An 18,861-nucleotide genomic window follows, 5' to 3' on the forward strand; every position below is an offset into this window, starting at 1 on the left:
TGTCGCCCCTCCTGTCGATCTGCGTCTCGTTCAGCCCTTCGCCGAGACCGGCATGGGGCGGCTGAGGGGGGTTGGGCGGACGGTCCCCGCCTCCCGTCTGTGGGCCTGACTGACGTTCAGCGCCTTGGTGGCGACCGCCGAGCCGAGGAGAATGACCGTGAGCGCGCCGCCGAAGAAGAACTCCGCGCTCTGCGCCGCGTCGGGCAGCGGCGAGAATGTGGTGTAAACCTCGGCCAGCGCGAGCACGAGCGCCAGCGGCGCGATGCAGACGAGATCCCGGAAGATCACGAACTCCCAGGCGGCCTCGCGGTCCTGTGGCGAGCTTCCCCGCCCCAGCGCGATGTAGAAGTCGAGCGCGAAGTATCCGAAGACGGGCAGCGTCGAGACCCAATAGGCGTTGGCGCTGAACCAGATCAGCGCGATCTGGCCCGCCGGCGCGATCGTGACCATGGCGTGGTCATCCACGACGATCTTCACGACCATCATCAGCAGCACCAGCGCCGAGGCGCCGATGATCGCGAAGTTGATCGCGGAGACCTCGGGGCGATGGTCGATGTCGATGCTCTCCGGCGTCTCCCGGTTGGCGTAGACCAGCGCCAGAAGCGAGACGACCTTGCAGGCCGATACGATGTCCACCAGCGTCGGCGAGGCGACGAACAGCAGAACGAAACCGACGCCCAGGCCATACATCGCCACAAGCCAGATGCTGTGACGCATGACGGCCCCGACCAGCCTCGCCCCACGCTGCATCCCGTCCTCCCGATCCCCGCTCGCGGATAGATACGTCCATTCCGCAGAAATTAAACCTGTCCGTCGATTTTCGCAGGTCGCCGAGCGGCGAAATTTTTGTACCGCTGAAGCATGCGCCGGCGTTTCATCCGTAATCCTGCTTGATCACGAAAACGTAATCGGCGACCGGCTTCTCATGGCTGCGGAGCTTGGTTAACTTCAACGAGCGTGAGTATCGCGCTTGTGTGTGCACCTGTGTCTGGAGTGTGTGATGTATTTTGTCGCAAAGGCCGTTTTCGCGGCCTCTTCTTCCCTTGTTCTGTCGTCAGCCGCCATCGCTGCGCCGATCGGTCTGGCGCTTGGGAACAATGGGTCCACCCTCGTCACCATTGCCGACATCTCGACGGCCAGCGGGCTGTCGGGAAAGTCGATCCGCCTCGCCGACGGCTCGGCGGTGACGCTTGACGACATCGACTACCGACCGGCCACCGGAGAGGTGTTCGGCTACAACGATCAGGACGACACGGTCTATCGTGTCGACGTGTCGACGGGCGTCGCCACGGCAGTCGCGTCGCGGCCGGGCGGGACCAACGTTCCCACCAACGGCTTCGACTTCAACAATGTTCTCGATGCGGCGCGCATCGTGAACACGCAGGAGGCGAACCTCGTGTTCCGCCCCAACGCCACGCCGCCGGACATCATCGGGTCCGAGGCCGGCGTCATGCCGCTGCGCTACAACGACGGCGACGCGAATTTCGGCCGCGATCCCTCGATCTTCGCCAACGCCTACACCAACGCCTTCGCGGGCCCGGCGAGCACGCGGCAGTTCGTGCTGGACAGCGAGTGGGACATCCTCGCCACGCTCGACAACAACGCCGGCACGCTCAACACGATCGGGTCGGTGTTCTCCGACGGGATGGCGCTCGACTTCACCGAGAACGGCGGTTTCGACATCCTCTCCGCGATGATGGGCGAGAATGTCGGCTACGCGCTTCTGACGGACGCCGGCGGCGTGGGCCTCTACGAGATCGCGTTGGCGGCGAACGCCATGGGGCAGGTGGACGCCATGCTTCTAGGCCGCTTCGACGGCCAGTTCGGCGTGCTCGACGGCTTTACGGTGTTCGACGCCGGCGACGTCGCGCCGGTGCCGGTCCCGGCAGCCGCGGGTCTGCTCATCGCCGGCCTCGCCGGCCTCGCGGCCCTTGGTCGCCGCCGCCGGGCGGCCTGACCGCGCTCAGCCGCCGCCGATCGTTAGGTCGGCGGCGGCGCTTCCCGACGCCACCAGCCTTGCGTTCGGAAGATCGTTCTCCTCGATCTTCGCACGCGCCTCTGCGGCCGGGAGCGCCGCCCAGCGGGCTGCGAGCCGTGCGGCGAGAATGCTCTCCTCGCACGCTATCAGCGCTGTCAGGTCGAAGAATTGCGAGAGGCCCGACCAGGGCTCGGCCTTCAGCAGCAGATAATTGCCTTCGACGAGCGCCACCGCGGTCGTGCGCGGCACGAAGCGGGCCGCCGCGCGCGACAGCTCCAGCGAGCGGTCGAAGAGCGGGATGGCGATCTCGGGCTCCGCATTGGCCTTGAGCCGCGCGAGCAGCGCCGCGAGCCCGCCGACGTCGAAGGTGTGCGGCGCGCCCTTGCGCGCCCGCCAGCCTCGGGCGTTCAGGATGGCGTCGTCGAGATGGAAGCCGTCCATCGGCACGACGGCGCAGGTTTCCGGCGCGGCGGCGTTGAGGCGGGCGGCGACGGCCTCCGCGAGGGTGCTCTTGCCCGAACCGGGCGCCCCGGCGAGGGCCGCCAACACCCGCTCGCCGGGCCGGGCCCTCGCCAGCGCGACGAGTCGTTCGGCGAAGGCGTCGGCGGCGTCGATCACGCCGTCAGCGCGGCGGCCTCGGCCGCGAGCGCCTCGATGCGCGCCCAGTCGCCTTCGGCCACCGCATCCTTCGGCGCCACCCAGGAGCCGCCGACGCACAGGACGTTGGGCAGCTTCAGATAATCGCGCGCGTTCTCCAGCGACACGCCGCCGGTCGGGCAGAAACGCAGCTTCGCCAGCGGCGAGGCCCAGGCGCCGAGCGCCTTCGCGCCGCCATTGGCCTCGGCGGGAAAGAACTTCAAGATCGAGAGGCCGCGCTCCGCCGCCCGCATCGCTTCGCCCGGCGTCGCCACGCCAGGCAGCATCGGCAGGCCCTCCGCCTCCGCGGCGTCGAGAACCCGGTCGGTGCAGCCCGGCGACACGCCGAACCTCGCGCCCGCGGCCTTCGCCGCCCTGACGTCCTCGGGCGTCATCAGCGTTCCCGCGCCCACCACGGCGTCAGGCGCGGCGGCGACCATCGCACGGATGACGTCGAGCGCCGCCGGGGTGCGCAGCGTCACCTCGAGCGCGCGCAGCCCGCCGGCGCAGAGCGCCCGCGCCAGCGGCGCCGCGGTGGCGACGTCCTCCACGATCAGCACCGGGATGACGGGGGCGAGACGACAGACGTCCTCGACGCTCGGGTTCATGGCGTGGCGCCTTCCAGCTTGGTTTCGGCCTCCCCCGCCCATGCGCGGGCGAGGATGTCGGCGGTCGCGCGGTTGGTCGCGCAGGGGATGTCGTGGACGATGGCCATGCGCAGCAGCGCCTTGACGTCAACGTCATGGGGCATCGGGGTCATCGCGTCGGCGAAGAAGATGAGCGCGGCGATCTTCTTCTCGGTGATCATCGCGCCGATCTGCTGGTCGCCGCCGAGCGGGCCGGAGGCGACGCAGGTCACATCGAGCTTGGGGCAGAACTCCCGCACGACGCTGCCGGTCGTCGCGGTCGCCACGACGCCGTGGCGCATCAGCAGCGCCGCGTTGCGCGCGGCCCAGGCGGCGAGGGCGGATTTCTTCGCGTCGTGGGCGACGAGCGCGATGCGGCCGGCGTCGGGTCTCATGGCGCCGCGCCCCTTACACGACGACCGCCGCGCCCGTGCCGGCGGGGCCGACATGGGCGCGGAAGGCCGCGAAGAGTTCGCGGCCGATGCCGTGCTCGTTTGCGGAGAGGTCCGGCGCCACCGGCTCGCGCGCGGCGAACGCGGACGCCTCCACCAGCACCTCCAGGCGTCCGGCTGCGGCGTCGAGGCGGATCACGTCGCCGTCGCGCAGGCGGGCGATAGGGCCGCCGTCGGCCGCCTCGGGGCTCACATGGATCGCCGCCGGCACCTTGCCCGACGCGCCCGACATGCGCCCATCCGTCACCAGCGCGACCTTGAAGCCCTTGTCCTGCAGCACGCCGAGCGCCGGCGTCAGCGAGTGCAGCTCAGGCATGCCGTTCGCCTTGGGGCCCTGGAAGCGCACCACCACGATCACGTCGCGGTCGAGTTCGCCGGCCTTCCACGCGGCCTTCACGGCCTCCTGATCGTGGAACACCGCGCAGGGGGCCTCGACGACGTGCCGCTCGGGCTTGACGGCGGAGACCTTGATCACCGCCTCGCCCAGCGGCCCGTCGAGCCGCTTCAGCCCGCCGGACTTCTGGAACGGCGCCGAGACGGGGCGCAGGATGTCGGTCGTCAGGCTTTCGGAGGGACCGTTCTCCCAGACGAGTTCGCCGTCGGGCCCCAGCTTCGGCTCCTGCGTGTAGCGGCTGAGGCCGTCGCCGGCGACGGTGCGCACGTCCTCGTGCAGCAGCCCCGCGCCGAGCAGTTCGCCGATCATGAACTGCAGGCCGCCGGCGGCGTGGAAATGGTTCACGTCCGCGATGCCGTTGGGGTAGACGCGGGCCATCAGCGGCGTCGCCTCCGACAGCGCGGCCATGTCGTCCCAGTCGATCAGCACGCCGGCGGCGCGCGCCATGGCGATGAGGTGCAGGGTGAGGTTGGTGGAGCCGCCGGTCGCGTGCAGGCCGACCATGCCGTTCACGAAGGCGCGCTCGTCCAGCACCTCGGCGCAGGGCGTGTACTCGTTGCCGGCGGCGGTGATCTGGAGCGCCCGGCGCGTCGCGGCGCGGGTCAGCGCCTCCCGCAGCGGCGTGCCGGGGTTCACGAAGCTCGCGCCGGGCAGGTGCAGCCCCATGAACTCCATCAGCATCTGGTTGGTGTTGGCGGTGCCGTAGAAGGTGCAGGTGCCGGGGCCGTGGTAGCTCGCCATCTCGGCCTTCAGGAGTTCGTCGCGGCTGATCTCGCCCTTGGCGTAGCGCTGGCGCACGGCGGACTTCTCATCGTTGGGCAGGCCCGAGGTCATCGGGCCGGCGGGGACGAACACGGCGGGGATGTGGCCGAAGCTCGCCGCGGCGATCACCAGCCCGGGCACGATCTTGTCGCAGACGCCGAGGAAGATGGCGGCGTCGAAGCAGTTGTGGCTGAGCGCGACGCCCGCCGATAGCGCGATGACGTCGCGGGAGAAGAGGCTCAGCTCCATCCCCGGCTGGCCCTGCGTGACGCCGTCGCACATCGCGGGCACGCCGCCGGCGACCTGCGCGGTTCCGCCCGCGGCGCGGGCCGCGTCGCGGATCAGCTTGGGGAAATCCTCGAAGGGCTGATGGGCCGACAGCATGTCGTTGTAGGCGGTGACGATCCCGATGTTGCCGGTCGCCTCGCTGGTCAGCGCCGCCTTGTCGGCGGGGCCGCAGGCGGCGATGGCGTGGGCGAGGTTGCCGCAGGTGAGGCTGGCGCGCACCGGCCCGGCCTCGCCGGCGCGGCGCGCGCGGTCGAGATAGGCGGCGCGGACGTCGCGGGAGCGCTCTCTGATGCGGTCGGTGACGGCGGCGACGGTCGGGTTGAGGCCGTTCGTGGTTGGGGCGGGCATGGTCGCGCCTCCTCTCAGTCGGCGTAAAAGACGGTCAGCGGCTTGGTTCGGGTGAGCAGCACGCGCACGGGCGCGGTCTCCTCGTCGGTCTCGGCCTCGGCGCGGGCCAGCGCCTCGCGTTTCGCCGCGCCGACGATCAGCAGATAGGCGTGCGCGGCGCCGCGCAGCACCGGGGCGGTCAGCGTGACGCGGGGTTCCGGCGCGCCGGGGGCGCGCATGGCGAGCGCGGGCGGCGCGTCGGGGGCCAGCGCCGCGCGCAGCTTGTCGGCGCCGGGAAACAGCGAGGCGGCGTGCAGGTCTTCGCCCATGCCGCACACGACGACGTCCAGCGGCAGGACGAGCCGTTCGAGCGAGGCGCAGACGGCGTCCATTGACTGCGCCGGCTCGGCCGTGGCGCCGTAGAGCGGCGCGAACTCCGCCCCCGCGGCGGGGCCGCGGAACAGCGTCTCGCCGACGAGGCGCTGGTTGGAGCGGTCGGACGAGGTGGGAACCCAGCGCTCGTCGGTCAGCGTGACGGCGACCCGCTCCCAGTTCAGCGGCCTGGCGCCCAGCGCGGTCAGGAACGGTCCCGGCGTGGTTCCGCCGGGGACGGCGAGCGTCGCGCGGCCGCGCGTGTCAAGCGCGGCCTTGAGGTCCGCGGCGATGCGGTCCGCCAGCGCCCCGGCGAGCGCCTCGCGGGAGGGGTGACGTTCGACAGCGGTGGTCATGCGCGGTCTCCCCAAACAGCGTCAAGCCGGCAACCGCAATGGCGTGACGTCGACGCGCGTTCTGTAGACGTCGTTGAAGTCGGCCACGGTCTTTCTGATCATCGCGGGCGTGAGCGCGAACTTGGCGTCGGCGCGGACCGTCACGAGGGACTGCGCCAGCGCCTGGGCCGTGCCGTCGTCCAGCCCGCATGCGTCCTTGAGCAGCTTCACGATCTCCTCCGGCCGCGCCCGGCTCCACTCGAAGGTCGCGGGGTTGGTCTGGAAGCGCCCCGTCAGCGCATCGAGGGTGGTCGCGAGAATGGCGATGCCCTCCGGCGGCGTTCCCGACTGGGTGAGGAAGTCGCCGACCTTTGCATATTTGTCGCGCACCTTCCGGAGATCGGGCATCCCGAGCGCGCCGAACACCGATGCGCCAACCACCCAAAGCTTCTCGTCCGGCGTAGTGTAGGCCAAGAGGACAGCGTTCGGGTCGGTCTGGAACTGACTGTCCTTGGCGTAGGCGGCCCCGAGTTCGTCGCGGATTGACACCGAAAGAATGCTTCCTGGTCCGCCCGAACCCAGCGGGTCCGATCCCACGGCGTAGACAAGCTGGTGGGCGCGAAACGCCCTTGTCACATCCCCCGTCGCGTCGCGCTTGCTGACCAGGTCGCCGGTGCGGGCGTCTCTCTCATGGCCCGCGAAGGCGTAGACCTTCAACTCGATCATGAGGCGAGGCTCGCCGGGCCCGGCCCCGAGGTCGATTGCGATGTTCTTGATTTCGCCGGCCTCGATGAGGCCCTGCTTCACCGCCATCTGGATCACTTCGGAGTTGCGGCCAACCGGGTTGCCCTCAGTGCTGATCTGGTCGATGCCGCGGCGACACATCCACATCATGCGGCTCGCCTCGCCGATCTTCCACGCGTGGCTGCTGGCCCATGCGGAGGTGGCGGAGCCGCCATAGACAAGGACATCATGGCCTTTGGGCGGCTTGGTCTGGTAGTAGGTGACCGCGTCGACGATTTCGGGGTAGTCGCGAGGCTCTGCGTAGGCCTTGCCCAACTCCGCCTTCGCCAATTCGATGGGCGGCAGAGAGTTGGCCGGGCCAAGGCCGCTCGCGACGATCACCGATTTCGCCTCATAGACGTTTCCGCTGGAGGTCTTCACCTCGAAGCCGTTGCCCGCGCGCGCGACGCCGTTTGCGATGACGGTGTCGTTGGTGACGTAGAGCTTGCCATACATCACTTCATTGATCTGCTGACGCATCCGGTCGAGATAGCGGGTGAAGCTTCCCGCTGTTTCGTACTGCGCGGTCGGGAGGCCTGTGGGGCTGGGCGTCTCCGTGGCGGTCGACGGCGCGACGGGGCCGATTCTGCGCTCGAGGATGGCCGGGGTCTGTCCCAGCGCATGACCGCTCGGGGTCTGCGACCAGAGATCGGACTTGCCGATCACCAGAGTCTTGTCGCTCTTGAACTTCGCTTCGGAGCCAAGCATGGCGCTATGGATGAAGTGAACTGCGCTGCTGCCATTTCCGATCACAATCTGGTCGAACATGCGTCCTGTTCCTTTTCGTCTCACGCCCTGATGGGACTGACCTCGCCACTTATGCCCGTAGATGGCGACCGTGTCGCCGACGCAGATCCGACTGCCCTCACGCCTTGATCTCGCGCCAGCGGCGGTGGTCGCGGTGCATGAGCATCAGCGCGTCCTCCGGGCCCGAGGAGCCGATGTCGTAGGGGCGGGGCTTCTCGCTCGCGGCCTCCCACGCCGCGATGGCGGGGTCGATCCAGGCCCAGGCGGCCTCGACCTCGTCGCCGCGCATGAACAGGGTCTGGTCGCCGCGGATCACGTCCATCACCAGCCGCTCGTAGGCGTCGGGCATGCGCGTCATGGCGCCGAGCTTCTGGGCGAAGGTCATGTCGAGGTTCGCGTCGGTCAGGCGCATGCCGCCGGGACCCGGGTCCTTGATGGTCATGGCCAGCGTGATGCCCTCGTCGGGCTGCAGCCGGATCACCAGCATGTTCGGCCGCTCGGCGCCCTCGTCGCCGGGAAAGATCGAGTGCGGCGCCTCCTTGAACACGATCGCGATCTCGCTCATGCGCGCGCGCAGGCGCTTGCCGGTGCGCAGATAGAAGGGCGCGCCCGACCAGCGCCAGTTCGCCACCTCGGCCTTGAGCGCGACGTAGCTCTCGGTGCGGCTGTCGGGGTCGCCGGCGTCGTCGATGTAGCTCGTCGCGTTCCCGCCGTTGCGATACTGCCCGCGGACGATCTCGCGCGGGTCGAGCGGCGCGAGCGCGCGCAGCACCTTCAGCTTCTCGTCGCGCACCGTGTCGGCTGAGAAACGCGCCGGCGGCTCCATCGCGGTGAGGCAGAGCAGCTGGAGCAGGTGGTTCTGCACCATGTCGCGCATGGCGCCGACGCCGTCGTAATAGGGGCCGCGCCCCTCGATGCCGACGCTTTCCGCCACGGTGATCTGCACATGGTCGACGTGGCGTGCGTTCCAGAGCGGCTCGAAAAGGGCGTTGGCGAAGCGCAGCGCCATCAGGTTCTGGACCGTCTCCTTCCCGAGATAGTGGTCGATGCGGTAGATCCGGCTCTCGTCGAAGGCCTCCGCGAGCTGGGCGTTGAGCGCCCGCGCCGAGGCGAGGTCGCGCCCGAGCGGCTTCTCCACCACGATCCGGGCGCCGTCGCCGCCGAGCCCCTGGGCCGCTATGCGCCCGGCGATCGGGCCGAACAGCTTTGGCGCGACCGAGAGGTAGAATGCGCGCGGGCGACCTGCGTCGCAGCTCAGCGCGTCCGACAGCCCGTCCCAGCCGCCGTCGCCCATGGCGTCCACCGCGCGGTAGTCGAGCATCGCGAGGAAGCGCGCCACCGAGGCGCGGTCGCGCTCGGCGGCGGGCAGGAACTCCTCCAGCGCCTCCTCGGCCATGCGGCGGAAGCCGTCCGCGTCCATCTCGCTGCGCGCGGCGCCGACGATGCGGGCGCTCTCGGGCGCCTGGCCGTCGCGCATGCGGTGGTAGAGCGCCGGGATGAGCTTGCGGCGCGCAAGGTCTCCGGTGGCGCCGAACACCACGAGATCGAAAGGGTCGACTGGAACGACGCGGGCGACCATTGCCCTCTCCTCAGTTCTGGGACGAATGCGCGGCGCCGTCCGGCCCGGAGGCCGGCGCGGCGGGTTGCTTCGGCGCTTCGGGAAGCTGCGCGCGCATCGGCAGGTCCGCGCCGCGCTTCTCGCAGGTGAGCGCGGCCGCCTGCACGGCGAACTGCATCGCCCGCCCCAGCGGGCCCGCGTCAAGGCCGGTCAGCCCCTCGCGGCTGGCGAGGCCGGCTTCCGCGAGCGCCGTGACGAGCGCGGCGAGGAAGCTGTCGCCGGCGCCGACCGTGTCGACCACCTCCGCGCGCGGCGGCGCGGCCTCGACGTTGATCTCGTCGGTCCAGGCGCTCGCGCCCTGCCTGCCGCGCGTCACGACGACGAGCCGTGCGCCGCCGGTCAGCCAGCGCCGCGCGAGCGCCGCGGGGCTGACGCCGGGATAGAGCAGTGCGAGATCCTCAAGGCTGACCTTGATGAGGTCGGCGTGGGCGGCGAAGGCCTCCACGCGACTGCGCCAGCGGCCCATGTCCGGCTCGACCGTGGCGCGGATGTTGGGGTCGAGCGTCACCAGCGGCCCGCCCCTGGCCTGCTTTGCATAGTCGAGGAAGCTGTCGCCGGTGGGCTGCGTCAGCAGCGAGAAGCAGCCGAACAGCACGCCCCGGATGTCGTCGTCGAGGGCCGGCAGATCCTCCGGCTTCACAAGCCGGTCCGCCGCCCCGTCCGCGTAGAAGGCGTAGCGCGCGCCGCCGTCGCCGCCCAGCGTCACCAGCGCCAGCGTCGTCTTGGCGGATTTGAGCGCAAGGTGCGTCGTGTCCACGCCCTCCGCCGCCAGCGTCCTCGCGAGCTTCTGGCCCAGAGCGTCGGTCGCCACCCCTGTCACCATGGCGACGGGCTGGCCGAGCCTCGCGAGGCCGATGGCCACGTTGAAGGCCGACCCGCCCACCCGCGCGTCGAGCGCGAAGCCGCTGTCGGTCTCCGCATCCACGAACACGTCGTAGAGCGCCTCGCCGCACACCAGGAACGTCATGCCGTCTTCTCCGCCGTCTGCATCCGCTCGCCCACCAGCGCCGTCGTCCGCGGCGCGTCCTCCTCCACGGTGGGAAAGCGCGGGATCTCGCGCTCGAACTGGTTGTCCGCCCAGTCGTCGTTGACGCTGGAGACCTCGCCGACGACCACCGCGCCGCCTTCGCCGTGGAAGGCGTGCCAGATGTCGGGCGTCAGCGTCACGCTTTCGCCGGGGCGCAGGCGCAGCATACCGTCGGGGTCCGTCCGGCGCGGGCGGCCGTCGCTCAGGGCCTCCACCGGCTCGCCGCGCCTCGGGCCCGCCTCGCCGCCGGGCCAGAGTTCGAGCGCCAGCGTCGCGCCGGCGCGCACGATGATGTCCTCGACCTTGGAGCGGTGGCGGTGCATCGGCGCGAGCTGGCCGTCGCCGACCAGCATCAGCTTCTCCGCGTAGCAGAAGCCGCGGCCGGCGCGCAGCTCGCCGGCGAGGCCGTTGCGCAGCGTGAACAGCGTCAGGCCCAGCGCCTCGAAGGCGCCGCCGCCATAGTCGGTCACGTCCCAGCCGAGGCCGGCGCGCGCGGCGTGGCAGTCGCCCGCAGCGCGCCACTGCGCGTCGGTCCAGTCAGCGAAGGGCGGCAGGGCGAAGCCTACGCGCGAGAACGCCTCGCGCGCCGCCGTCACCGCCGCTTCGATCCTTGACCGCTTCACGCTGCGGCCGCTTCCGGCGGCTGCATCGCGCCGGTCATGATCGCGACGGCGTCCGACATCGTGAAATCCCCCGGCCTGATGACGCAGGCCCGCTTGCCAAGGCGGTGGATGTGGATGCGGTCCGCCACCTCGAAGACATGCGGCATGTTGTGGGATATCAGCACGATAGGCAAGCCGCGGTCGCGCACGTCCTTGATCAGTTCGAGCACCCGGCGGCTCTCCTTCACCCCCAGCGCGGCGGTGGGCTCGTCCATGATGACGAAGCGCTTCGCGAAGGCCGCGGCGCGGGCCACGGCGACGCCCTGGCGCTGGCCGCCCGACAGCGTCTCGACCGCCTGGTTGATGCTCTGCACCGTCATCAGGCCCAGTTCGGTGAGCTTGGCGCGCGCGAAGTCCCGCATGTGCTTCTTGTCGAGCATCCGCAGGTATTTGCCCATGAAGCCGGACTTGTAGACCTCGCGGCCGAGGAACATGTTGTCGGCGATCGAGAGCGCCGGCGACAGCGCGAGGTTCTGATAGACCGTCTCGATGCCGGCGTTGCGCGCCTCTATGGGGCTGCGGAACCGCGTGGGGACGCCGTCGATCTCGATCACGCCCTCGTCGAGCTGCACCGCGCCGGCGATGGCCTTGATGAGGGACGATTTTCCGGCGCCGTTGTCGCCGATGACGGCGAGGATCTCGCCGGGCATGAGGTCGAAATCGGCGTGGTCGATGGCGGTGACGCGGCCGTAGCGCTTCACGAGGCCGCGGCCCCTGACGACGGGGGTGACGTCATCGGTCATGCGGAGACCCTCCTGATCCACTGGTCGAGCGCGACGGCGACGATGATGAGCAGACCCACCGCGAAGCTCTGCCACAGCGGGTCGAAGCCCGAAAGCGAGAGCCCTGAGCGGAACACGCCGACGATCAGCGCGCCGAACAGCGTGCCGAACACGGCGCCGCGCCCGCCGAAGAGCGAGGTGCCGCCGATCACCACGGCGGTGATCGCGTCCAGGTTGCCCTCCGCGAAGCTCTGCGGCGAGGCGGAGCCGACGCGGCCGATGGCGGCCCAGCCGGCCAGCGCGCAGAGCGTGCCGGAGACGGCGTAGACCGAGAGCAGCACCCGGTCGGTGCGGATGCCGGAAAGCTCCGCGGCCTCCTTGTCGTCGCCTATGGCGTAGACGGCGCGGCCCCAGCCGGTCCAGTTCAGGACGTACCAGAGCCCCGCGAACACCAGCACCATCAGGAAGCTGCCATAGGTGAACTGCGCGCCGAGGATCTCGACTCGCAGGCCGAACACCTTGAGCAGCGAGGCCTCGGCGTCGATGCTCTGGCTGCGCACGGTCTGCCCGCCGGAGTACCACAGGCTCAGCGCGGCGAAGATCGACCAGGCGCCGAGCGTGGCGATGAAGGGCGGCAGGCGGAACTGCATCGACGGTCCCGCGGGGAGCTTCCCCGACATCGCCGCGCCGCCGGCCGCGAGCCCGAGCAGGATGCCGACCGGCGCCGCCCAGATCACCGAAAGCCCCGCCAGCGTCAGCAGCGCGACGGTCGCGGCTGCGGTGACGATCACGGGAACCACGCGCATCCGCGTCACCAGCGCGCCGTTGAAGAGGCCGCAGGCGAGGCCTGCGCCAAGGCCGATCAGCACCGCGACGACGTCCGGCGCGCCGCCCTCCACCCCGAGCCGCGCCATGATCATGTAGCTGAGCACCATGATCGCCGCGACGCTGAGATCGATGCCGGCGGTCAGGATGATGAGCGTCTGCGCCGCGCCCAGCAGCCCGATCACCGTCACCTGCTGGATGATCAGCGAGAGGTTGAAGGCGGTGAGGAAGTTGTTGGCCGTGGCGGCGAAGACGGCGACGCTCAGCGCCAGCACCATGATCGGCGCGGCCGTGGGGTTGGCGTGCAGGAAATGCTGGAAATGGTCGAGCGGCGACTTCGCCTTCACGTCGAAGGCGGCGACCGCGCTCTCGCGCGAGGCGGCGGTCTCGTAGTCCTGCGGCGTTCGGCCGGACGCCGGGCCCGGGCCCGATGCTGGGCCCGATGCTGCGCCCGCGGCGGCTGGAGCGTCTGTCATGGCGTCTCTCCCGACGGTTCTGGCGGCTTGGAGGAGGGCGGCGCACCGCCCTCCTCGAGGGTCAGGGCGCGGTCAGCCCCAGCACTTCGTCAGGGCTTCCTCCGAGGTGATCGAGGGCACGCCTTCCACGGGGTCGTCGGTCACCAGTTCGACGCCGGTGTTGAAGAAGTCGAGCCCTTCGGTGTTCTGCGGCTTCTCGCCGGTCTTCGCGTAGCGCACGACCGCCTCGACGCCGAGCGAGGCCATCAGCAGCGGGAACTGCATGGAGGTCGCGCCGATCACGCCGTCGCGCACGTTCTGAACGCCGGGGCAGCCGCCGTCCACCGAGACGATGAGCACGTCGTCGGCCTTGCCGAAGGCCTTCAGCGCCTCGAAGGCGCCGGCGGCGGCGGGCTCGTTGATGGTGTGGACGACGTTGATGCCGGGGTCGCGCTGGAACAGCGTCTCCATCGCGGTGCGGCCGCCCTCCTCGGCGCCGAGCGTCGGCTGGCCACCGACGATGCGGGGGTCGTCCTCGTCGTACATGACCTTGACGTTCTTCACGTCGACGCCGAAGCCCCGCAGGAAGCCCTGGTTGCGCAGCACGTCCACCGGCACCTGGCTCTCGTTGAGGTCGAGCGTGGCGATCTTGGCCGACGCCGTGTCGCCCATGGTCGCCGCGGCCCACTTCCCGATCAGTTCGCCGGCGAGGAAGTTGTCGGTCGCGAAGGTGGCGTCCACCGCGTCGGCGGGGTCGAAGGGCGTGTCGAGCGCGATCACGAGGATGCCGGCGTCGCGCGCGCGGGCGATGCTGTCGGTCAGCGCCTGCGGGTCGGAGGCGACGATCATGATGCCCTTGGCGCCGGCGGCGATCAGGCTCTCGATGCCCTCGATCTGCGCGCCGGTGTCGCCGTCATAGGCGCCGGCGAAGCTGCGCAGCTCGGCGCCCATCTCCTCGGCCTTCGCTTCGGCGCCCTCGCGCATCTTCACGAAGAACGGGTTGGTGAAGGTCTTGGTGACGAGGCCGACCAGCACCTTGTCCTGCGCGGCGGCGGGCTGGCTGGCGAGCGCGGCGGCGGCGACGAGCGCGCAGCCGAGCAGACGGGTTTTCAGCGACATCATGGAGGCTCCCTCCCGGGGGTTGGACCTTCGGCGCGCGTCTCTGGCGCGTCCGGGGCGGGCGTGAGGCCGCGCCCTGGTGCAGAGAACGCTCTCGGTTAATGATTCGTCAATAATTAAATCAATTTGCCTTTTTAAGTCGGGGCGCGCATCATCGGCATGTCGGGCAGGAGGTCGAGGGATGCGCGGGGGAGACGGCGCCGGATTGCGCGCCTATAACGAGCGGCTGATCATCGGCGCGATCCGCCAGTCCGGCGCGCTTTCCAAGGCCGAGATCGCGCGCGCGACCGGCCTCAGCGCGCAGGCCGCCTCGGTCATCGTGAACCGGCTTCTCGCCGAGCGCGTGCTGGAGAAGCGGCCGAAGCTGCGCGGCCAGATCGGCCAGCCGCAGACGCCGATCGCGCTCAACCCCGCCGGTGCCTATTCGGTCGGCGTCAAGATCGGGCGCAGCAGCGTCGAGGCGGTGCTGGTGGATTTCACGGCGAGCGTCGTCGCCCATCGCGTCAGCTGCCATCGCGCGCCCCTCGCGGCGCCCACGCTGGAGACCGCCGCCGCGCTCGTCCGCGCCGTGACGGCGCAGGCGCCGGCCGCGCGCATGGCTGGCCTGGGCGTCGCGATGCCGGGCCACATCCACCTCTGGGCGGAGGAGATGGGCCTTGCGCGCGGGGCGCTCGACGACTGGCGCGAGGCCGACCCCGCCGCCGCGCTCGCCGCCGCCACGGGGCTTGAGGCGACGCTCTGCAACGACGCGACGGCGGCCTGTGCGGCCGAGCTGGCGCTGGGAGAGGCGATCGGGCGGCGCTCGGCGCTCTACCTCTACCTCGGCGCCTTCGTCGGCGGCGGGCTGGTGCTCGACGGCCGGCTCTACGGCGGCGCGCAGGACAACGCCGGCGCTCTGGGGTCGATGCCGATGGCCGAGCGCGGTCGGCAGCTCATCCACGCGGCCTCGCCGCTGTTTCTGATGCGGGCGCTGGAGGCGGCGGGGCTCGACCCCGAGAGCGCCGCCGCGCCGGCGCCGCCGACCGCGGCCGATGGGGTGTTCTCGCAGTGGCGCGACGCGGCCGCCGACGCGCTCGCCCGCGCCATCGCCTCCGCCGCGAGCGTGGTGGACGTGGAGATCGTGGTCATGGACGGCTGGCTGTCGCCGCCCTGGCTGACGCAGGTGGTCGAGGCCACGCAGGCGGCGCTGGACGCCATGAACCTCAGCGGGCTCTCGCCCTTCGCGCTGAGCCGGGGCGGCATCGGGGCCCGGGCGCGCGTGCTGGGCGCGGCGATCCTGCCGCTTCAGGCCAAGTTCGCGCCGGACCCCGACCTCGTGCTGCGCGGGGCGGCCCGCCAGACGGAGGCCGCTCAGCCGGAGCTCGCGACGCCGAGATAGGCCGCCAGCGCCGGCGGCGGATCGGCGAAGAGGTCGTGCGCGGGGCGCGCGCCGTCGATCCGCCCGGCGTCCGGCCCGACCGCTTCGCAGAACGCGGCGAAGTCGGCCGCGCGCGCCTCCTGCGGCGCATGGGTGACCATCAGGGTCGTCGCGCCGGCGCGCCGCGCGGTGTCGCGGGTCAGCGCCAGCATCTCCGCCCGCTGGCCGGGGCCGAGCGCCGCGAAGGGCTCGTCGAGCAGGAGGACCGGGCGTTCGCGCAGCAGCGCGCGCGCGAGCGCCGCGCGCTGGCGCTGGCCGCCTGAAAGCATGTCGGGCCGCCGCGGGCCCAGCCCTTCGAGGCCCACCCGCGCCAGCGCCTCGGCCACGCGCGCCCGCTCCGCCCGGCTCAGGCTCAGCGAGGGGCGCAGGCCGAGGCCGACGTTCTGCTCCAGGCTCAGCGCGGGAAAGAGGTTGTTCTCCTGAAAGAGCAGCGTCACGGGGCGCTCCGCCGGGGGCAGGGCGGCGACGGGGCGGCCGTCGATCTCCGCGGTTCCCGCGATCGGCAGAAAGCCCGCAAGGCCGAGCAGCAGCGTCGACTTTCCCCCGCCCGAGGGTCCGATCACCGCGCAGAACGCGCCGTTCGGGACGTCGAGATCGACGCGCAGGGCGAAGCCGCCCGCCGTCACGGTCGCGTCGCGCAGGGCGATCATGCGCGCCCCAGCCGGTCGAAGACGACAAAAAGGCCGAAGCTCAAGCCAAGCAGCAGCAGCGCCGCCCCGGCGGCGGCGTCGAGCTGGCGGCTGGTCGCGAGCAGGTGCATCAGCAGCGGCAGGGTCGGAGCCTCGGGGGCCGAGAACAGCGCGATCACGCCGAGATCGCCCGCCGAGAGCGCCGCCGCGACGCCCGCCGAGAAGCCCAGCGGCCCGCGCAGCCGCGCAAGGTAAAGTGCGCGCGCGCGTGTCCGGCCGCCGAGCCCCAGGCTGTCGGCGAGCCGGCCATGGTCGGCCAGCGCCGCGCGCAGGGGCGGGGTCAGCATCCGCACCGCATAGGGCGCCGCCATCACGGCGTTGACCAGCGCCGTCAGTGGCAGCGCGAGCGCGGCGGGGTCGGCGATAGGGCGCAGCGCGACGAAAAGGGCGACGCCGAGCACGAAGGGCGAGACGGCCAGCGGCGCCAGCCCGGCCGCCTCCGCCAGCCGCCCCCGCGCGCCCGAGAGCGCGGCGGCGAAGGCCGAGAGCGGCAGGGCCAGCGCCAGCGCCATCGCCGCCGAGGCCACCGCGACGACGAGGCTGCGGGCGGCGGCCTCGCCGATGCTCGCCCAGGTCGCGGGCGCGACGGCCCCGAGCCCGGCGAGCCCCTTCAGCGCCACCGCCGCCAGCGGCGCGCCGAGAAAGAGCGCGGCCAGCGTCAGCGCCGCCGCGTCGAGCGCCCGCGCGCCGCGGCCGCCGCCGTCCCACCGCACGGCCTCGCGCGACAGGCCCGGCGCGGCGGCGAGCGGACCGGCGAGCGCGAGCGCCGCCAGCGCGCCGCCGGCGCAGACGGCGAGTTGCAGCAGCGCCAGCAGTGCGGCGCGGGAGAGGTCGAAGGAATAGGCCGCGGCCTCGTAGATCGCCAGCTCCAGCGTCGTGGCGCGCGGGCCGCCGCCGAGCGTCAGCGCCACGGCGAAGCTCGTCGCGCAGACCGCGAAGATCGCCGCCAGCGCCCCCGGCGCCGCGCCGCGCAGGGCCGGCCATTCCACGGCGCGCCAGAGCGCGCGGCCCTCGAGGCCGAGTTGCGCCGCCGCCCGCCAGCGCTCCGCGGGGATCTCGGCGTAGGCCTGCAGCAGCAGCCGCGCGGCGAGCGGCAGGTTGAAGAACACATGCGCCAGCAGCACGCCCGGCATCCCGTATATGTCGAGCCGCGGCAGGCCCAGCGCCGCCAGCCCGTCGCTGACCCAGCCGGCGCGCCCCCAGACGGCGGTGACGCCGAGGATCGCCACGACGACCGGCAGCAGGAACGGCGCGCCCATCAGGCCGACCATCGCCGCCCTGCCCGGAAAGCGGCGGCGCGAGAGCGCCCGCGCGACCGGCAGCGCGAAGGCGACCGACAGCGCCGCCGAGAGCGCCGCCTGCGTCACGGTGAACCGCGCCGCGCGCCAGTCGGCGGCTGACAGCGCGCCGGCGCGGTCGGCCGCCGCGGCGACGAGCGCGGCGGCGCCCAGCGAGAACGCCGCGATCAGCGCCAGCGCCGCCCAGCCCGCCAGCGCGACGGCCGGGCGCAGCGGCGCGTCGGGCGCGGGAAGGGCCGCCCCGCTCAGCGGCTGAGCCCCTCGCGCCAGGCGGCGACGGCCGCCTCGCGCTCCGCGTCGCCTGCGCCCTGCGGCGTGCCGAGCGTGGTCGGCGGCATCGGCAGGCCCTCGAACGCCGCAGGCAGCCCGCCCTCGGGCGTCACCGCCGGATACATCCAGTTGGTCTCCGGAATGGCCGACTGGAACGCCTCCTCCAGCATGAAGCCGAGGAAGCGCTCTGCGAGCGCGGGCTGACCGCTCGCCGCCAGCCGCCCCGCGACCTCGATCTGCATCGGGTGGCCCTCCTCGAAGATCGCGGCGCGCTTGGTCGCGTCGCCCTCGACCGCGACATGGTAGGCCGGCGAGGTGGTGTAGCTCAGCGCCATCGCGGCCTCGCCGTCGAGGAAGGCGGAATACGCCTCCCACCAGCCCTTTGTGACGGTCACGACGCGGGGCGCCAGCCGCTCCCAGACGTCCGCGGCCCCGTCGCCGTAGAGCGCCTGCACCCACAGCGCGAGGCCGAGGCCGGGCGTCGAGGTCCGCGGATCCTGCAGGATGAGGGTGACGTCCTCAGGCGCGTCGAGCAGGTCTGCGAAGCTCGTCGGCGGCTCGGGCAGGCGCGTCTCGTCATGCACGAAGGCGAACCAGCCCCAGTCATAGGGCAGGAAGATCGGGTCGGCCCAGCGCACGGGCAGCGCAAGCCGGCCCTCAGCCAGCGCCGCCGGGGCCAGACCGTGCGGCGCGAAGAGGCCCGAGGCGACGGCGGCGGGGATGAGGTTCGCGTCGAGCCCGAGCGCGACGTCGGCCTCCGAGCGCGCGCCCTCCAGCTTCAGCCGGCCGAGAATGGCCGCGCCGTCGCCGGCCGCCACGAGCCGCAGGTCGCAGCCGCAGACCGCCTCGAAGGCCGGCTCGACGGCGGGGCCGGGGCCGTACTCGGTTACAAAGCTGTCATAGGTGTACACGGTGAGGACCGGCTTCTCCTGCGCCGCGGCCGGGCCGGCGAAGGTCAGCGCGGCGCAGGTCAGCGCGAAACCGGCCGGCGCGGCGGCGCGCGATACGGTTTTCGAAACGAACGGCGGCGTCATCGGCGTCTCCTCCTGCGGCGGCGGA

18 protein-coding genes are annotated in these 18,861 nt (G+C 71.8%); 2 read left to right on the forward strand and 16 right to left on the reverse strand.

Translation table 11 applies throughout. The features are described from left to right. Positions 1-30: 30 nt before the first annotated feature. Complete coding sequence (locus BLW43_RS11860; protein ID WP_093253641.1) at positions 31-750, reverse strand: hypothetical protein; 720 nt, start codon at positions 748-750, stop codon at positions 31-33. 250 nt (positions 751-1,000) lie between these two features. Here BLW43_RS11860 and BLW43_RS24320 point away from each other — a divergent pair, with 250 nt between their 5' ends. Further along, positions 1,001-1,957, forward strand: coding sequence for a DUF4394 domain-containing protein (locus BLW43_RS24320; protein WP_093253644.1), 957 nt, complete (start codon positions 1,001-1,003; stop codon positions 1,955-1,957). A 6-nt stretch (positions 1,958-1,963) separates the two neighbouring features. Here BLW43_RS24320 and BLW43_RS11870 read toward each other — a convergent pair whose 3' ends face one another. From BLW43_RS11870 to BLW43_RS11925, 12 genes are all read right to left on the reverse strand, one after another. After that, positions 1,964-2,596 carry a nucleoside/nucleotide kinase family protein gene (locus BLW43_RS11870; RefSeq protein ID WP_245731027.1) on the reverse strand — a complete coding sequence of 211 codons (633 nt, stop codon included), beginning with the start codon at positions 2,594-2,596 and terminating at the stop codon, positions 1,964-1,966. Beyond that, complete coding sequence (eda, locus tag BLW43_RS11875; RefSeq protein WP_093253646.1) at positions 2,593-3,222, reverse strand: bifunctional 4-hydroxy-2-oxoglutarate aldolase/2-dehydro-3-deoxy-phosphogluconate aldolase; 630 nt, start codon at positions 3,220-3,222, stop codon at positions 2,593-2,595. Before eda ends, BLW43_RS11870 begins: the two co-directional genes overlap by 4 nt. After that, positions 3,219-3,635: a methylglyoxal synthase gene (locus BLW43_RS11880; RefSeq protein WP_093253649.1), complete on the reverse strand. Its 417-nt coding sequence runs from the start codon at positions 3,633-3,635 to the stop codon at positions 3,219-3,221. Before BLW43_RS11880 ends, eda begins: the two co-directional genes overlap by 4 nt. Positions 3,636-3,648: 13 nt before the next feature. Next, a complete protein-coding gene (edd, locus tag BLW43_RS11885) occupies positions 3,649-5,484 on the reverse strand; it encodes a phosphogluconate dehydratase (protein ID WP_093253651.1) in 1,836 nt (611 codons plus the stop codon). Positions 5,485-5,498: 14 nt separating this feature from the next. Beyond that, entirely contained in the window at positions 5,499-6,191 is a 693-nt protein-coding gene (pgl, locus tag BLW43_RS11890) for a 6-phosphogluconolactonase (protein WP_093253654.1), read from the reverse strand. Positions 6,192-6,212: 21 nt separating this feature from the next. Then, entirely contained in the window at positions 6,213-7,721 is a 1,509-nt protein-coding gene (locus tag BLW43_RS11895) for a Rossmann-fold NAD(P)-binding domain-containing protein (protein ID WP_093253656.1), read from the reverse strand. 97 nt (positions 7,722-7,818) lie between these two features. Next, entirely contained in the window at positions 7,819-9,279 is a 1,461-nt protein-coding gene (gene zwf, locus BLW43_RS11900) for a glucose-6-phosphate dehydrogenase (protein WP_093253659.1), read from the reverse strand. Between the two features lie 10 nt (positions 9,280-9,289). Beyond that, positions 9,290-10,285 (reverse strand): carbohydrate kinase family protein, encoded by a 996-nt coding sequence (locus tag BLW43_RS11905; RefSeq protein ID WP_093253661.1) that lies wholly within the window; start codon positions 10,283-10,285, stop codon positions 9,290-9,292. Continuing rightward, entirely contained in the window at positions 10,282-10,968 is a 687-nt protein-coding gene (locus BLW43_RS11910) for a D-lyxose/D-mannose family sugar isomerase (protein WP_093253664.1), read from the reverse strand. The genes BLW43_RS11905 and BLW43_RS11910 overlap by 4 nt, the downstream gene beginning before the upstream one ends. After that, positions 10,965-11,750, reverse strand: coding sequence for an ATP-binding cassette domain-containing protein (locus BLW43_RS11915; RefSeq protein ID WP_093253667.1), 786 nt, complete (start codon positions 11,748-11,750; stop codon positions 10,965-10,967). The genes BLW43_RS11910 and BLW43_RS11915 overlap by 4 nt, the downstream gene beginning before the upstream one ends. Next, the gene (locus tag BLW43_RS11920) at positions 11,747-13,030 is read right to left on the reverse strand and encodes an ABC transporter permease (RefSeq protein ID WP_245731028.1); all 1,284 of its coding nucleotides are present in this window, start codon (positions 13,028-13,030) and stop codon (positions 11,747-11,749) included. Before BLW43_RS11920 ends, BLW43_RS11915 begins: the two co-directional genes overlap by 4 nt. 72 nt (positions 13,031-13,102) lie before the next feature. Continuing rightward, on the reverse strand, positions 13,103-14,131 hold the full coding sequence (locus tag BLW43_RS11925) for a sugar ABC transporter substrate-binding protein (protein ID WP_093253670.1): 1,029 nt from the start codon (positions 14,129-14,131) through the stop codon (positions 13,103-13,105). Between the two features lie 178 nt (positions 14,132-14,309). Between BLW43_RS11925 and BLW43_RS11930 the strand changes: the two genes are divergently transcribed. Continuing rightward, the gene (locus tag BLW43_RS11930) at positions 14,310-15,506 is read left to right on the forward strand and encodes an ROK family transcriptional regulator (RefSeq protein WP_093253672.1); all 1,197 of its coding nucleotides are present in this window, start codon (positions 14,310-14,312) and stop codon (positions 15,504-15,506) included. On the opposite strand, the gene BLW43_RS11935 is transcribed toward BLW43_RS11930, so the two are convergent. Genes BLW43_RS11935 through thiB form a run of 3 tightly spaced genes read right to left on the reverse strand, consistent with a single transcriptional unit; the run spans position 15,479 to position 18,836 of the window. Next, positions 15,479-16,195 carry a thiamine ABC transporter ATP-binding protein gene (locus tag BLW43_RS11935; RefSeq protein WP_093253675.1) on the reverse strand — a complete coding sequence of 239 codons (717 nt, stop codon included), beginning with the start codon at positions 16,193-16,195 and terminating at the stop codon, positions 15,479-15,481. The two genes, BLW43_RS11930 and BLW43_RS11935, sit on opposite strands and share 28 nt — an antisense overlap. Continuing rightward, positions 16,192-17,802, reverse strand: coding sequence for an ABC transporter permease family protein (locus BLW43_RS11940; protein WP_425441180.1), 1,611 nt, complete (start codon positions 17,800-17,802; stop codon positions 16,192-16,194). The genes BLW43_RS11935 and BLW43_RS11940 overlap by 4 nt, the downstream gene beginning before the upstream one ends. Next, a complete protein-coding gene (gene thiB / locus BLW43_RS11945; RefSeq protein WP_093253906.1) occupies positions 17,778-18,836 on the reverse strand; it encodes a thiamine ABC transporter substrate binding subunit in 1,059 nt (352 codons plus the stop codon). The genes BLW43_RS11940 and thiB overlap by 25 nt, the downstream gene beginning before the upstream one ends. Positions 18,837-18,861: the final 25 nt, after the last annotated feature.

Source organism: Rubrimonas cliftonensis (assembly GCF_900107585.1).
Lineage (GTDB): Bacteria > Pseudomonadota > Alphaproteobacteria > Rhodobacterales > Rhodobacteraceae > Rubrimonas > Rubrimonas cliftonensis.

Bases quoted from the DNA above. Each gene is read 5' to 3' on its own strand.
- BLW43_RS11860 (WP_093253641.1), bottom strand. From the start codon at position 750: ATGCAGCGTGGGGCGAGGCTGGTCGGGGCCGTCATGCGTCACAGCATC.
- BLW43_RS24320 (WP_093253644.1), top strand. From the start codon at position 1,001: ATGTATTTTGTCGCAAAGGCCGTTTTCGCGGCCTCTTCTTCCCTTGTT.
- eda (WP_093253646.1), bottom strand. From the start codon at position 3,222: ATGAACCCGAGCGTCGAGGACGTCTGTCGTCTCGCCCCCGTCATCCCG.
- BLW43_RS11880 (WP_093253649.1), bottom strand. From the start codon at position 3,635: ATGAGACCCGACGCCGGCCGCATCGCGCTCGTCGCCCACGACGCGAAG.
- edd (WP_093253651.1), bottom strand. From the start codon at position 5,484: ATGCCCGCCCCAACCACGAACGGCCTCAACCCGACCGTCGCCGCCGTC.
- pgl (WP_093253654.1), bottom strand. From the start codon at position 6,191: ATGACCACCGCTGTCGAACGTCACCCCTCCCGCGAGGCGCTCGCCGGG.
- BLW43_RS11895 (WP_093253656.1), bottom strand. From the start codon at position 7,721: ATGTTCGACCAGATTGTGATCGGAAATGGCAGCAGCGCAGTTCACTTC.
- zwf (WP_093253659.1), bottom strand. From the start codon at position 9,279: ATGGTCGCCCGCGTCGTTCCAGTCGACCCTTTCGATCTCGTGGTGTTC.
- BLW43_RS11905 (WP_093253661.1), bottom strand. From the start codon at position 10,285: ATGACGTTCCTGGTGTGCGGCGAGGCGCTCTACGACGTGTTCGTGGAT.
- BLW43_RS11915 (WP_093253667.1), bottom strand. From the start codon at position 11,750: ATGACCGATGACGTCACCCCCGTCGTCAGGGGCCGCGGCCTCGTGAAG.
- BLW43_RS11920 (WP_245731028.1), bottom strand. From the start codon at position 13,030: ATGACAGACGCTCCAGCCGCCGCGGGCGCAGCATCGGGCCCAGCATCG.
- BLW43_RS11925 (WP_093253670.1), bottom strand. From the start codon at position 14,131: ATGATGTCGCTGAAAACCCGTCTGCTCGGCTGCGCGCTCGTCGCCGCC.
- BLW43_RS11930 (WP_093253672.1), top strand. From the start codon at position 14,310: ATGCGCGGGGGAGACGGCGCCGGATTGCGCGCCTATAACGAGCGGCTG.
- BLW43_RS11935 (WP_093253675.1), bottom strand. From the start codon at position 16,195: ATGATCGCCCTGCGCGACGCGACCGTGACGGCGGGCGGCTTCGCCCTG.
- thiB (WP_093253906.1), bottom strand. From the start codon at position 18,836: ATGACGCCGCCGTTCGTTTCGAAAACCGTATCGCGCGCCGCCGCGCCG.